Genomic DNA, 14,126 nt, shown 5'->3' with positions numbered 1-14,126 from the left:
CGGCCTCGCGTTTTGGCTTCTGTTGGCGGATACTGTTGAAAAAGTCGGCGTTGCTGTTGGTGTGAAGTTCTGATTCAGTCTTCCCAGACATTGGGAGGACTTGGTAATGATGGGCGAGCGGACCGTGATGCAGGAAGCGCTGTTTTACGAATTCAGCATCGACCGTCATGTTCCGGCGGACCATTCGCTTCGGTCTATTGACCGCTTCGTCGACCTGTCCGGCCTGCGGTCCCACATGCGGCCCTTCTACAGCGAGATTGGCCGCCCCTCAATTGATCCCGAGCTTATGATCCGCATGCTGATCGTCGGGTACTGCTTCGGCATTCGTTCCGAGCGGCGACTGTGTGAGGAGGTGCATCTGAACCTGGCCTATCGCTGGTTCTGCCGGCTTGGCTTGGAAGGCAATGTGCCGGATCATTCGACCTTCTCCAAGAACCGGCATGGCCGTTTCCGGGACAGCGATCTGCTGCGCGAGCTATTCGAGACGACGGTACGCCGCTGCATCGAGGAGGGTCTTGTCGGCGGCGAAGGATTTGCCGTGATACGAGCCTTATCAAGGCGGATGCCAACAAACAGCGCTCGGCGGAAGCGTCGGAACAGGTCGACTGGACGTCGATGGCCGAGACCTGCCGTGCGGTCCAGGAATATCTCGACACGCTCGACGACGCGGCATGGGTGCGGCCAGTGAGGTGAAGCCGAAGTTCGTGTCGAGGTCCGACCCGGCGGCGCAGTGGACGGGAGCGCAGAAGGGCCATGCCTTCTTCGCTTACGCTACCAACTATCTGATCGACATGAACAATGCCGTCATCGTCGACGTCGAAGCGAGCAGGGCGATCCGACAGGCCGAGGTCGGCGAAGCGCGAACCATGATCGAACGCACCCAGAATCTCTTCGGCCTTTATCCGGAGCGGCTTGCCGCCGACAGCGCCTATGGTTCGGCCGAGATGCTGGGCTGGGGCTGGCTAGTGCACGAGCGGGGGATCGAGCCGCATATCCCGGTCTTCGACAAGTCCGAACGGCGCGACGGCACTTTCGAAAAGGGCGACTTTGCCTATGACAACAAGCGCGATCTCTATACCTGCCCTGGCGGCAAGGAATTGCGCTCGCGGCAGATCACCTACAAGAATGAGCGTCCGCTTGTCGATGAGAACGGCATGATACGCTACCGCGCCAGCAAGCTCGACTGCGATGCCTGTGCCCTGAAACCCAAATGCTGTCCGAACGCCCCAGCACGCAAAATACCGCGCTCCATATATGAGGGCGCTCGCGATATGGCGCGCGATATCGCCAAGACGGAAGCTTATGTCACATCGAGGCGGGAGAGGAAGAAGGTCGAGATGCTCTTTGCCCACCTCAAACGCATTCTCAGGCTGGATCGCCTGAGACTACGAGGGCCGAATGGAGCTCGCGATGAGTTCCACCTCGCAGCCGCAGCCCAAACCTCAGGAAACTCGCAAAGCTGATGCCGATACCGGTGCCGAAACCGGCGTGAGGGGCGCTTGACCTCGACACGCCGGCCGCAATCCAGATGCTGCCGCACGATCTCGACGCGACTTTATCAACGGTATCCGACGGAAGAAGTCGTTTTGCGTGAGGATTTGGCCGCCGGGGCCGTCCCGGACAACTTGTCCTCTAGTCGCGCAGCGTCGCCGGATGCACTGGATTCCTCGGCCTCGTTACGCACTGAGGGCTCGGTCAACGGGAAGTCGCATTGATCCCCGTTCCCCAAATTCACTCTCCGATAGTATCCGTTGGGATCGCTGCCCTCGCCGTGTATGTCGACGGTTGCCAACCCGCCGATATCAGCGGCGGAAAACTCTCCCTGATCGTCTTTCTTCGCTTTACTCCACTTGCCAACAACAGTGTAGCTATCCAGCACGTCCTCGATCCGAACATTCGTCATAGCGGTTTTGAAGTAGATTCTCGCCGTGATCATCGCGATTCCCCTCGTTTCAGCAATTCATTCCCGGTTAAGACGCCCGTCCCGGTGTCCCATCGACATGGTGATCGCATAGGATGAGGGCGACCGTTTGCCCGGCAGGTTTGCGTCGAGAATCAGTTTCTTGACATCGCCGTAGTTCAGGGTGAGCTCGAGCAATTCCTCTGATGAGCGAATGCGCCACATTTGATACACGGGCCCGACCACGGCCCCGGTGGGGGGCGCAACAGCGGTCGGGACAACAGCGGTCTGGACAACTGATTCGAAGCCGCCCCCGACTGCTGGCTCCGCCCGGGCCCCCTTGACGATGAAAATCCTCTTTGCGTCGAGGCGATAGCAATGACCTTCGAAAGCATAGGCATAGCCCAGTACGATTGAGTAGTCCCCTTCCTTTTGCAGCGCGCCTCCTCTGAACAATTGCATCTGCAACGCCGCGTTTCCGTTTTCTCCTGCATCGAACTCGCCATACGCCCTCCCCGTGTTGAGTTTGACGCCGTAGAGGATCACCATGTCGGAGAAATATATCCCCGGCTTGTCAGGCGCGGGTACGCTTACATCGACCATTTTCCTGCCTCCTTCACCATATTTGCCTCCATCTGAAACAGTCTTCGATCTGCCTAAGATATGGACGGGCGCGACCTTCGTAACTCAACCCCAGGAACGCTTCCGCGGCCCGCTGGAATGTGAGATGGTCAGGGTTGAGAGAGGTCCATGACCGGACGAGCGCCTCGCCGACGATGTCTCGCGCCTCCTGCAACGCGGCCTTGCTCGCAAAATGCCTGTTCTCATAGTCAATTCGAGAACTCCTAAGGCCTTCCTCCATGAGCGCGGGTGCCATCTCTCGGCGTAGGTTGCTGAATCGTCGGGGATCGAGGTCCGACAAGCCCCGTTCGAAAAGCAACGTCTGGTATATCTCAACGAGGGTGTCGAACATCGCCGCTGCGAACGGCTTCGACCTGTCGTGCACGTCGTCGCCGACGTCGGCGGTCCGGAGCGAATTGTTGACCGACCTGATCTGCTTCTCGTCGCTGAGTTCCGCAAAGCGATCGAGCTCGTTGTGGATGAGAAGGTTTCCTCTTGTGCGCCGGAGCAACCTGTCGAGGGCTGTGTCGAAGTGCATGAGACCGAGGAGCGAGATGAAGTCCGCCACGGCCTCGTGATAGGCAAAGAAGTCGAAATCCTCTCCACTTTCGTCTGGAATGCCGAGTTCACCAAGGAGGACCAGATGACCCATCTCATGGGCCACCGCATCAAAATTCAGCGCGAAACTCGCGGGAGGCGACAGCGTCTCGCTCTCGCCAAGCTCGAGAAAGCCGAAGCCCGACTGGGCGTTTTCCCAATGAGGAATGTGCGGAACGATCTCAAGCCGCTCGTATGATGAAGAGAAGTACCAGTCGATGCGCCGTCCGGCATATCCTTCGCAGATATCGAGCACGCGACGCGAACAGGCATAGCTGTGGGCCGATAGAAAAGCAGGCGATCCCGGGAATATGTGGTCGAAATGCCCATCCGGCCCCGGCTCAGCCGGGGCACGCCGGAGACCCGAATAGGGCGGAAGATAGGGAACGGAATAAGGTTGCTTGGTCTCGACCGGATCGACGACATACATGCGGCTGTCTGACGGGCCGGCCAAAATCGTTCCGGCGGAACGTCCAATCCAGACGACTTCAGGCTTGTCGTATCCTGGGATGAATGGCGGTTGCGGGAAGACCAGGAAACGAGTCCCGATCAGTGGTTCGGAAACCACCGCTCGTCCCGCACCACCCAGATTTGCGATGGCATCCAAGGTTGCCCCCACCCGCTTCTCTCAACGAGCAGGGAGATCGTACCTTAACAAGGAGAAACTATCAACGTCATTGGGACTCAACAACAAATCTAAGATCGTAGTATTCCATGTCGTAGGCAAAGGCTTCTGTCAGTTCAAACTCTATCAGCCCGGATTGCTTCTCGCCCCTGCCACCTCCATTCGCCAATAGCGAAAGAAGACCAACTGCATCGACTTCCTTCTGCTTGCGTTTATTTCCCACGAGCCAAAGCTCAAGCGCGCGGAGTTCTCGGGCGGGAATGCCGCATCTGGCCGCAATTGAAAGAAGTTCACCGTAGCTTCTCTCCGTATGGTGTATCGAGCGGGCAAGCCTCTCGAGCGCGGCTTGCGTCTGTCGCCCTATGACGCGGTCCCGCGCAGCCCTTTTCAGCGTCAGCCGCATGTCGATCAAAGCATCACCGAGTGCGAATGAGCCCAGTTGCGCCGGGGCCATTGCCACAGCCACGTCCGCATCATCGGCGAGATGGTTGCCGCGGTACCATCTGAACACCATACCGTAACCGACCATTCCATAGTCTGCCAATTCCGCAGCCCTTACGGCCCCCATGCTAGAAGCGCCGTAAACCCGCACGCCGCGTGAAATCGCCCAAAGGATTTCTTTGTGGCGAACTGCCGGGCATTGGGCGAATACGCCGTCGATGAGCGCGATTGCGCTCGGGGAATGTTCGATCACCACCCTCACGATATCGCCGTTGCCTGCGGGCGTGAGGTACAATGCGTCGAGGTAACGCCTGGCGTCGGTGACGTTGAGGGTCGGCCCGAGGAACACGACGATCTCACGGCCCATCCCCGACCTCCGGGGCGGTTTCGAGTGGAGGAGTCACAACCCTCACCACATGGATCGGTATCGCGGCATCAGAAAAGAGCACGACTACGATGACTCCCTGCGCTCCAGCACGTCGCAACGCTTCCAGCGGCAGCGGCGACGACGCCACGTCCAATTCTATCCCTCCTAGATACGGCAATCCCGGTGCTGCGAGTTGTTGACGCCATTCCGACAACTGCGCCTCGTCCTGGTACCGATATAAATGTCCCGTGATGTCTTCCCGCCCCGCCGAGATGATCCCGAGGCGGGACTGGCAAGCCTCCAAGAGCGCCTTCGCCAGCGCCCGGTCGTGGGTCCGATCGCAGCCGAAGCCTTCGGCAGGCCAGGGGGCCAAGGGCGGATGCAGGTCGCTTTCCATGACCTGACACCAGTAGAACGGCAGCCCGTGTTCTGACGGCATGGACCAGATTCCAACCGAACAGCCCGCCGAAAATAGTTTGCCCATAATTTCCCCGGACGAGCCCGAAAGGACCGAACGGCTGTCCAGCTTGAACCGGTCGAAAAAGTGCGGAACTCTCAGCGCCGCGCAATGAGCATGCCTCTCGAGCGCCTCGTAGCAGGCATGTTCGATCGCGCCGCGCAGGCCTGTCCCAGCCGCCAGCCCCGTCGTATTCCTCGGCAACCAACCGGGATGGGGAGAGGGTATGGTATAGGCGGTATCGACAAGAGCGAGGGGCACTGACACCGCGCTGGACGACAAGAGGTCCCAGCCTTCGATCCACGCAACGCTGTCGTCAAGCACCTCATCTCCGGCAAGATGCGACCATAGACCATTCTTGTCCATGACACGAAAACTCGCCCAGGTGACCCGGTTGGCGGGAATGCGTTCCGAGGCCCACCCTTCCAGCGACTCCATGAGGGCGGAAATCGCCGCCTGGTGTTGGGTCAGCCCCTTTCCCTGGTTCACGCTCACCGAGCGGGACAACGGCCTCACCGCCTGCACGACCGGGATGCCAATACGGTCAAGCTCGGTGATGGACCCCAATCTGGTGATGCCGAAGTCTCGCTTCCGATCGAGAATGCAGCGAACGGTTTCCATTGAATCGGCGAGCGGGTCCACCGCGGATGCCAAAATCCGTTCGATTTCCTCTCCACCAAGCAAGATCGCCCCCGTCCGAACTTAATCCATCGCGCGCAAGTCCCGTTTAGCCCGACCCAAAAGCCATGCCGCCCCTTGCGCGTCAGCGATCCTGATCGCATGGGTGAGATCGCTTCTGACCCGATGCTCCCGTTCTCCCATTCCATGTCTCAGCCTGGCTCTGTGTCGATAAAGCTCGGCAAGCCAGAACCATTGGCCACTCTTCTGACCCAACCTGATCGCGTTATCGACGACCGACAGGGCTTCGAGCGGCTTTCCGATCCGCTCCAGAACCTGAGCATGCATGTCACTGTGGATCGACACGTTGTCGTCGGTCCCGGACCGCTGGTGCATTGCAAGCCCTTCCTCAAAACGCCTTGCTCCATCGCCAGATGGCGAGGTCATCAAATCCGCCCATCCGCAATACATGCGGGCGCGCGCCTGGCTCGCGACTAGGCCGTGCTGTTGCGCCAGTGACAACATCCGCTCGCCGAGGTCTTGGATGTCCCCGTACAGTCGCTGGCAATAGCGCAGCACTAGAGCGTAGTAGAGCGCGTGCACGAGGCTTCCGACATGTTCAATGACATCCGCATGTTCGAGAGCGAGCGTGATCGCATGTTCGCTGGCCTCGACCCGATCAACGAGGAGATTGGACAGCGCGCGCTCACCCAGTCCGCAAACCTTTGCATCGTGACCGCCGAAAAAAGCCCTGTTCCTCACCGCTCGATCCTGATCGTAGAGTTCGAGACCGCGTTCGACGCAGTCCTGGCAAAACGCGTGCTCTCCCGCGTGGAAACTTGTTGCCCAGGCGCAGTGGAAGGATTGCAGCCTCGTTTCCGCGTCGTTGACGGTCATCATGTCGTCGACAAGGATGTGGGCACGCGACTGTTGGGTCCGCACATTGGGCGCAGTGAACCACCATCCCCAGTAGGCAGGAAAATACTCCGCCCTTAGTGTCGGCGGCCGACGCCTGACCAATTGCATTGCGCGCGAATAAAGCCTTCGCGCCGTCTCCGATCCTTCACCTTCCAGCGCCGTCGCGACAACGCCCTGAAGCTGCAGCATGGTCAGCAGGAGTTCGCGCCGATCTGGATTGCGCCTCGAAACTAGGTCTATCTCCCTGCCGCATAGGTCAAGCGAAATCGACGCCTCTTTCATTGCCGATCGAAGTACGCATCCCTCGGCGGCGGCCAGGGCGAACCGGACGGCGTCGCGATGCATGCGTGCCTCCGCGCACTGCCAAGCCGCAATCGCGTCGGGCAGAGACGGCACGCTCGACTCTACCAGCGACCGGGCGATACGCTTGTGCATTTTCAACCTGTCGCTTTTCAGCAGACTGCCATAGGCGGCCTCTTGCAGGAGCACATGGCGAAATTGGTAAGTGTTGGCGTGGTGCGGAGATGGCTCGACGATGCCGTGCGCTGCGAGAACCTCCAGATGGGCCGCCAACCCTTCGCGGTCGGCCCCGTCCAGGAGTTCTTCAAGGAGCGCGGTCGTGAATTCCTTGCCTATGACGCTCGCAAACTGCGCCACCCGGCGTGCCGATCCCGAACCAGCAAGCCTTGATGCAAGCAGATCGTTCAACGACGAGACCTCGCCGTCAAGCAGGAGGTCCCTCCATCCGGTGCCGAGCCTGTGATATTCCGAATTGGCACGGAGGAAGTGCATTAACTCTTCCGCGTAAAGCGGCATTCCGTCGGACTTTTCCAATATGAGATCGGGCAACCCACGGGGTGGCATCCCGCCCCAGCCCGCTGCCACCAAGTCACGCATTGCCGCAGGCGGCAGGCCCGCAAGCAACAGCTGCGTCACCCCCTCCTGTGGGCGACTTTGGCGAGAGGTCTGGACGACAAGCATTGGCATCGTCGGCGCGAGCCTGCACAGATGATGAAGCAATTCCAGCGTCATTTCGTCGGCCCAGTGAACATCTTCAAGGACGATCGCGCTCGCGCCGGCCGAGGCGCGGGAACACAAGAGTTCAATCGCAGCGTCGATCACCTGACGACGGGCGGCGCGGCCCGTAAGATCGGTCACCCGGATGTTTCTCGCCGTCCCTCCGGATCGCTTCTTGGTGAAGACTTCTATAGCCTCAACAGCCTTGGGGCCGATATCCATTCCGGCATCACGGAATGCGGAACGAAGGCCGAGACCACCCCGTTTCAGGGCCAGGGGATCGAGGACGGTCTGGAGAAAACTGGTGAACGGATGCAGCGGCTCTCCTTCCAGTCGCTTGCTGCATTGGAGGACGATCCCATCGCCATCGATACTATCGAGGAACTCCGACACGAGCCTCGACTTTCCGATACCTGCCTCGCCGACAATTGCGAACGCCTCTCCCCTACCCGACTTGGCCCGGTTCCACGCGTCGACGAGCGTGGCCAGTTCTCCATCCCGCCCAATCATGACCCGCCCGGCGTTGTGGGACCATGGCCGCTCCGCACGAAGCCTCGCCTCGGGCCGCCAGAGGACGGCGGGCTTCTTAAAGCCCTTCAGCTGGGCCTCACCGATGCGGCGGTAGACGAACCAGTCTCGGGTGAGCTCAAACGTCTCTTCCGCGACAAGGACCGAATTCGGCTCGGCCTGCGCCTGCAGACGCGCGGCAAGTACGGGAGCCGTGCCCACGATCTCACCGCTCTCGGCCGACAACATTACGAGACCCGTTGCGATCCCTATTCTCAAACTGAACGCGGCATCGTTCCTCCGCGTCCGCTCCGTCGCCGTCCGGATGAGTTCGAGGCCCGCATCGACTGCGCCTTCGGCGGCGTTTTCGGATTGCTCGGGATATCCGAAGAAGCAGCACCCTCCATCTCCGAGCTTCTTGTGCAGGAAGCCTCCGCGACTGCCGACGATCCTTTCGGCAGTCGCATGAAGGCTGTTCACGGATCGAAAGTACTTTTCCAGGTCGCCACCGACCATGATTTCGGTCGAACCGACAACATCATAGAAGAGAGCGGTTACCTGTCGCCGCTCGCCTTCAAGCCGGAATTGTGCGTTGGGGCTTTTCATGCAACGGCCCACCCGGTTCCAGGAACCAAACCAACCACAACTGATACACCTTGTGCAAGCGGCGCAACGCATTTCTCGGGAGGGCACATCGACTGGGAGTCGCTGCGCCGGCTACAACTTCTTATCCGCCCGACGGGAATTTTCGGATATTGCGGAAGCGGCGCTAATGGCGCACCGAAGGGACTTCCGTCCGGTAGTCGGCAATCTAAGCGCCTTTGAGAATGTCACCTAAGGTGTTGTGGCGCTCGATCAAAAGCTGCTCGACCCGATCAGGAGAGACAAATATCTTCCTCTCTCCACGGCTGCGAAGCACCGGAAGCGGACACGAAGTCGTTGCGAGCGGGTATCCGCGGCCTCGCGGCCGCTATGTTCACTCGCGTGGGAGGGATATGCAGTTTTCCCTCAGTATCTCCTGAAATCTTATGACCTTGGCTTTTAGGGTGGTGACCTTATTTCTCAAGAGGGAAACCGAGATATCTGCTTCTGCCAACTTGGTCTCGGCGATCTGGCATTGTTTGACCGCCTCTTCCTTGGCCAGCGGGTTTGAGAACGTGCACCCATACTGCACTCAATAACCGCCCTAGAGACGGTCTTTTCATTGGTCATTCCGCCTCGCGGGCATAGCTGCCTTCGAAAGGAAAAGCCGATGAGCAAGTCGGATCATCTACATCACGACCTCGATTCCCTACGTCAACGCGGCGCCCCATGTCGGATTCGCGCTGCAGCTGGTCCAGGCTGACGCCTACGCACGCCACTACCATCTTCTGGGACGTGACGTCAGGTTCCAGTGCGGAACCGATGACAATAGTCTGAAGAACGTGAGGTCCGGCCGAAGCGGCTGGACTGCCTGTGGGAGAATTCGTCAATTCGAACGCTGACAGGTTCGAACACCTGGCAAACTCCTCGATATCTCTAACGACGAGTTCGTGCGCCCCTCCCGTGACCCGAGGCATGTCGCGTGCGTCCATGGACTGTGGCAGGCGTGCGCTGCCAATGGAGACATCTATCGGAAGGCATACGAGGGCCTCTATTGTGTCGGGTGCGAGCAATTCTACGAAGCGCCGGTACTCGATGACGGCCGATGCCCGGAGCATGGAGTTCCGCTCGAAAACATCCAGGTGGCCAAGCCGAAGTCTCTCGATCCAGAGACAGTTCAGAGAGTTTTGAGTTCGCTTGTCGCGGAAGGCATAGAGTTAACACCGCAAAGCGAAACCTACGGAGTTGGCGTCAGAAAGCGCCTGTCAGCTCAATCTGAACAGTTCGACCCCGCATAAGGTTCGAATCCCGCCACTCCGACCATTTTTTCCAGAAGTATCAGATCAATGCGCCGCGGTGATCTGCCCCCGTTCGGCGGAGATCAGCTGTGCGGTGATTTCGGCGATCTCGGCCTCGAGCTTGCTGATCGACTGCTCGTTCTTCGTCATGTGGAACTTGTAGCCGGCGGATTTGGCGGCTTCGACGAGGAAGATGCGGGCGATTTCGTCGGAGATCAGGCCCTTGAGCGCTCGGGAACAGCCCATCACCGCATGCTTGTAGGCCTTGTTATTTTTGCGCGGCCAGCGCTCGAGCAGGCATTCAGCAGCCTGCCGTGAATTCGAAACCCTAAGGCGTGCGGGGTTCACATCGCCGATTTCGAGCCATACAACCTTGGACCATTCTGCCGCCCTCATGCCGGCACTCCTTTTCATGACAGAGTCATTCTGTAGGACGAGCCGTAAACCCGATTCCTTGCACGAGGATTGCGGAATGCACGCCAGTCCTCTAATCGGGCCGCGCGCGAAACGCAGAGTCTCGAGAAAAACAGAGCGATCCGGATGGCAGGCACAGAAATCGAAACGTCGCGCCTTATGCTCCGGCCCTGGGACGAGCGGGATGTCGACCGGCTTGTGCTGGGGCTGAACGATCTCGATATCGCAAAGTGGCTGGCCTTCGTCCCCCATCCGTACCTGGCGTCACACGCGAAGGACTGGGTCGGCAAATGCCAGGACATTTCGAAGGCGGGCAGCCGTCCGACGGCCTACGAGTTCGCAGTCGAGCTGAGATCCGAACGCGTGGTGATCGGCGGCGTCAGTCTCAACAAGATCGACTGGAATGCCGGGACCGCCGGCGGCGGGATATGGATCGCCAACGGCTATCAGGGGCGAGGTCTCGGGCGCGAGGCCTTTGAGGCGAAAATCCGCTTCGCCTTTGGCGGCTTGGGCCTAGGCAAGCTGGTCAACGGCTATTTCGACGGCAACGAGGCGTCCTGGGCCATGCAGCGCAAATTGGGATATCGGCGTATCGCCGAGGTCGCCAGCCGATGCATGGCAGACGGGCGACAAACGATCGAACACGTCACGCAATTGTTGCGCAGTGATTGGGAGGTTCTCCAGGATGAGCCGTCCAACCGGACGTGAGTCCGGCGCGGCCTAACGAACCTGGTCGAGCAGCCGCTTGCATTCGAGCAGGTCGAACAGCGCTTCCTGCAGCAATGCGCGGTCTTCCTTGCCGATCATGCTGCCGGTCGCCGAAAAATCCTGATCTTCACCACTGCCCATAAGGCCGAAGAAACGGCGATTGGACGGCGGCTTGGGCCTTCCGACGATCTGGTCGTCTTCGAAGACAACATTCTTCTGCCCGGCGTGGCTATGCTGCGGTGCTGCCTGCTCGGCCTCGCTCTGGGCGGCGAGCGCCTCCATGGTAGCGAGATCGCCGCTCGCGGCTGCAGCCACGAACTTGTTGCCATTGGTCTTGAGCAGTTTCTGCACGCCCTTGATCGTATAGCCGTGGTCATACAACAGGTGCCGGATGCCCTTGAGCAGTTCGACATCTTCGGGGCGATAGTAGCGCCGGCCGCCGCCGCGCTTCATCGGCTTGATCTGCGGAAAACGCGTCTCCCAGAAGCGCAACACATGCTGCGGCAGGTCGAGATCATCGGCGACCTCGCTGATCGTGCGGAAGGCGTCGGGGCTCTTTTCCATCTATCAGGACGCCTTGGCGGTCTTTGCCTTGCGCGCGAGGTGGCTCTTGAGAATGCGATTCTTGAGCACGTTCGACGCCTTGAAGGTCATCACCCGGCGTGGCGAGATCGGCACTTCCTCGCCGGTCTTCGGGTTGCGGCCGATGCGCTCATTCTTGGCACGGACCTGAAATGTGGCGAAGGAGGAAAGCTTGACGCTCTCGCCGCGGACAATGGCGTTGCAGATCTCGTCGATGACGGTTTCCACCAGTTGCGCGGACTCGGTGCGCGATAAGCCAACCTTGCGGAAAACTGACTCTGCCAGATCCGCTCTTGTCACAGTCTTGCCGCTCATGATTCCCCGCCTATCATCGCTGACATAAGTGGATTTGGCGCGAGAGTAAGTGTGTTGATTGCCGGGGTCAAGCGGCATCATCATGCTCTATGAGATTGAATTCGTTACCAGCGCAGCAGCACCGAGCCCCAGGTGAAGCCACCGCCCATCGCTTCGAGCATGACGAGATCGCCACGCTTGATACGGCCGTCGCGCACCGCCTCGGCAAGCGCCAGCGGTATCGATGCCGCCGACGTGTTGCCATGCTTGTCGACGGTCACCACGACTTTTTCCATGGGGATGCCGAGCTTCTTGGCCGAGCCTTCTATGATGCGGACATTGGCTTGGTGCGGAACCAGCCAGTCGATATCCTCGGCGCTGATGCCGACGGCGTTGAAGGCGTCGTAAATCACGTCGGTGATCATGCCGACCGCATGCTTGAAGACCTCGCGGCCTTCCATATGAATGAAGCCTGCGGTGCCTGTCGTCGACGGGCCGCCATCGACATAGAGTTTGTCCTTGTGCGAACCGTCCGACCGCAGATGCGAGGTCAGGATGCCCTGGTCGCCGGCCGTGCCCTGCCCTTCCTGAGCCTCGAGCACCACAGCACCGGCACCATCGCCGAACAGCACGCAAGTCGTGCGGTCGTTCCAATCGAGAATGCGGGAGAAGGTCTCGGCGCCGATCACCAGCACCCGCTTGGCCATGCCGCCCTTGATGTAGAGATCGGCAGTCGCCATCGCATAGACGAAACCGGTGCACACCGCCTGGATGTCGAAGGCGGCGCCGTGCTTCATCCCGAGGCGGTTCTGGATATTGACCGCGCTTGCCGGAAACGTGTTGTCGGGGGTCGAGGTCGCCAGAATGATGAGGTCGATATCATCGGGCTTGAGGCCGGCATCGGCAAGCGCCGCTCGCGCGGCCGCTTCGCCGAGCGATGCCGTGGTTTCCCCCTCGCCTGCAATGTAGCGCTGGCGAATGCCGGTCCGCTGCACGATCCATTCGTCGGTCGTATCGACCAAGGATTCCATTTCCTGGTTCGTCAGCACACGCTTGGGCAGTGCCGAGCCAACGCCACGGACCACAGATCGGATCATGCTCAACTCAAATCGTTCCTGTCGCGGGTTCCTCTTCAACGTCCGATGGCGGCACGATGAGAGTATGATATTTTCTTAAGTCGGCCTCGATCTTCTCGAACAGGCCGTTGCGGACCATGTCATAGCCGACCTTGATGGCTGCCGCATAGCCCTCGCCATCCGTTCCGCCATGACTTTTTATGACAATACCGTTCAATCCGAGAAAGACACCGCCATTGACTTTACGGGGGTCCATCTTCTCGCGGACGCGGTCGAAAGCGCTCTTGGCCAGCAGGTAGCCGATCCTGGCGGTCCAACTGCGCATGATCGATTCCCGGAGATAGTCGGCGATCTGGCGGGCGGTTCCCTCGGCTGCCTTGAGCGCGATATTGCCAGTGAAACCCTCGGTCACCACCACGTCTACCGTACCCTTGCCAATGTCGTCGCCTTCGACGAAGCCGAAATAGTTGATCGTGTCGAGATTGGCCTCGCGCAGCAGCCTTCCGGCCTCCTTGACCTCTTCCTGACCCTTGATTTCCTCGACACCGACATTAAGCAGGCCGACAGTCGGGCGCCTGACTTCGAAGAGCGCCCGCGCCATGGCGCCACCCATGATCGCGTAGTCGAGAAGCGCTTGCGAATCCGCGCCGATCGTGGCGCCGATATCCAGCACGATGCTCTCGCCGCGCTTGGTCGGCCAGATGCCGGCGATCGCCGGGCGTTCGACATTGGACATGGTGCGCAGACAGAATTTCGACATGGCCATCAGCGCGCCGGTATTGCCTGCGGATACCGCAGCGTCGGCTTCCTTCAGCTTCACCGCCTCGATCGCCTTCCACATCGAGGACGTGTAACGGCCGCGCCTGAGTGCCTGGCTCGGCTTCTCGTCCATGCGGATGGCAACGTCGCAATGCCTGAGTTCCGACTTGGCGCGAAGCCTCGGATACTTGTCGAGAACCGGACGGCAGGCTGCCTCCTGTCCATAGATCAGATATTCGATGTCGGGCTGGCGCTCGAGTGCCCGTTCGGCACCCTCGAGGCTGACCTCGGGGCCGTGATCACCGCCCATGGCATCGATCGCGATTTTGACCACTCTTGTTATTT

General features: G+C 59.8%; 14 protein-coding genes and 1 pseudogene. 4 read left to right on the top strand and 11 right to left on the bottom strand.

All coding sequences use genetic code 11. The annotated features are described in order from the left end of the window. Nucleotides 1-106: 106 nt before the first annotated feature. Nucleotides 107-688 carry a transposase gene (locus AC2YI2_RS33740; protein ID WP_487390906.1) on the top strand — a complete coding sequence of 194 codons (582 nt, stop codon included), beginning with the start codon at nt 107-109 and terminating at the stop codon, nt 686-688. Continuing rightward, nucleotides 606-1,463: a transposase gene (locus AC2YI2_RS33735; protein WP_487390908.1), complete on the top strand. Its 858-nt coding sequence runs from the start codon at nt 606-608 to the stop codon at nt 1,461-1,463. Before AC2YI2_RS33740 ends, AC2YI2_RS33735 begins: the two co-directional genes overlap by 83 nt. A 95-nt stretch (nt 1,464-1,558) precedes the next feature. Here the strand turns inward: AC2YI2_RS33735 and AC2YI2_RS33730 are convergent, their stop codons facing one another. The 6 genes from AC2YI2_RS33730 to AC2YI2_RS33705 all read right to left on the bottom strand — a co-directional run bounded on the left by AC2YI2_RS33730 (nt 1,559) and on the right by AC2YI2_RS33705 (nt 8,674). Then, nucleotides 1,559-1,936, bottom strand: a complete 378-nt coding sequence (locus AC2YI2_RS33730) for a hypothetical protein (protein WP_487390905.1) — start codon at nt 1,934-1,936, stop codon at nt 1,559-1,561. Between the two features lie 24 nt (nt 1,937-1,960). Beyond that, nucleotides 1,961-2,503, bottom strand: coding sequence for a hypothetical protein (locus AC2YI2_RS33725; RefSeq protein WP_487390904.1), 543 nt, complete (start codon nt 2,501-2,503; stop codon nt 1,961-1,963). A 13-nt stretch (nt 2,504-2,516) separates the two neighbouring features. Further along, complete coding sequence (locus AC2YI2_RS33720; protein WP_487390903.1) at nt 2,517-3,725, bottom strand: hypothetical protein; 1,209 nt, start codon at nt 3,723-3,725, stop codon at nt 2,517-2,519. Nucleotides 3,726-3,792: 67 nt separating this feature from the next. Beyond that, nucleotides 3,793-4,551 carry a TfuA-like protein gene (locus AC2YI2_RS33715; RefSeq protein ID WP_487390902.1) on the bottom strand — a complete coding sequence of 253 codons (759 nt, stop codon included), beginning with the start codon at nt 4,549-4,551 and terminating at the stop codon, nt 3,793-3,795. Then, nucleotides 4,541-5,692, bottom strand: a complete 1,152-nt coding sequence (locus AC2YI2_RS33710; protein ID WP_487390901.1) for a YcaO-like family protein — start codon at nt 5,690-5,692, stop codon at nt 4,541-4,543. The genes AC2YI2_RS33715 and AC2YI2_RS33710 overlap by 11 nt, the downstream gene beginning before the upstream one ends. A gap of 18 nt (nt 5,693-5,710) precedes the next feature. After that, a complete protein-coding gene (locus AC2YI2_RS33705) occupies nt 5,711-8,674 on the bottom strand; it encodes an ATP-binding protein (RefSeq protein ID WP_487390900.1) in 2,964 nt (987 codons plus the stop codon). Between the two features lie 659 nt (nt 8,675-9,333). Here AC2YI2_RS33705 and AC2YI2_RS33700 point away from each other — a divergent pair. After that, nucleotides 9,334-9,948 (top strand): annotated as a pseudogene (locus AC2YI2_RS33700) (class I tRNA ligase family protein). Between the two features lie 45 nt (nt 9,949-9,993). Here AC2YI2_RS33700 and AC2YI2_RS33695 read toward each other — a convergent pair. Next, nucleotides 9,994-10,344, bottom strand: coding sequence for a DUF982 domain-containing protein (locus AC2YI2_RS33695; RefSeq protein WP_487390899.1), 351 nt, complete (start codon nt 10,342-10,344; stop codon nt 9,994-9,996). A 144-nt stretch (nt 10,345-10,488) separates the two neighbouring features. On the opposite strand from AC2YI2_RS33695, the gene AC2YI2_RS33690 reads away from it, so the two are divergent. Next, on the top strand, nt 10,489-11,070 hold the full coding sequence (locus tag AC2YI2_RS33690; RefSeq protein WP_487390898.1) for a GNAT family N-acetyltransferase: 582 nt from the start codon (nt 10,489-10,491) through the stop codon (nt 11,068-11,070). A gap of 12 nt (nt 11,071-11,082) precedes the next feature. On the opposite strand, the gene AC2YI2_RS33685 is transcribed toward AC2YI2_RS33690, so the two are convergent. The 4 genes from AC2YI2_RS33685 to plsX all read right to left on the bottom strand — a co-directional run bounded on the left by AC2YI2_RS33685 (nt 11,083) and on the right by plsX (nt 14,115). Next, entirely contained in the window at nt 11,083-11,634 is a 552-nt protein-coding gene (locus tag AC2YI2_RS33685) for a MerR family transcriptional regulator (protein ID WP_487390897.1), read from the bottom strand. A 3-nt stretch (nt 11,635-11,637) separates the two neighbouring features. Then, a complete protein-coding gene (locus AC2YI2_RS33680) occupies nt 11,638-11,967 on the bottom strand; it encodes an integration host factor subunit alpha (RefSeq protein ID WP_487390896.1) in 330 nt (109 codons plus the stop codon). 104 nt (nt 11,968-12,071) lie between these two features. Further along, nucleotides 12,072-13,043 (bottom strand): beta-ketoacyl-ACP synthase III, encoded by a 972-nt coding sequence (locus tag AC2YI2_RS33675; protein ID WP_487390895.1) that lies wholly within the window; start codon nt 13,041-13,043, stop codon nt 12,072-12,074. Between the two features lie 7 nt (nt 13,044-13,050). Continuing rightward, complete coding sequence (gene plsX, locus AC2YI2_RS33670) at nt 13,051-14,115, bottom strand: phosphate acyltransferase PlsX (protein WP_487390894.1); 1,065 nt, start codon at nt 14,113-14,115, stop codon at nt 13,051-13,053. Nucleotides 14,116-14,126 lie beyond the last annotated feature (11 nt).

It is taken from the genome of Rhizobium sp. SRI_017, from assembly GCF_057586295.1.
This window is presented reverse-complemented; position numbering and strand designations above follow the sequence as displayed.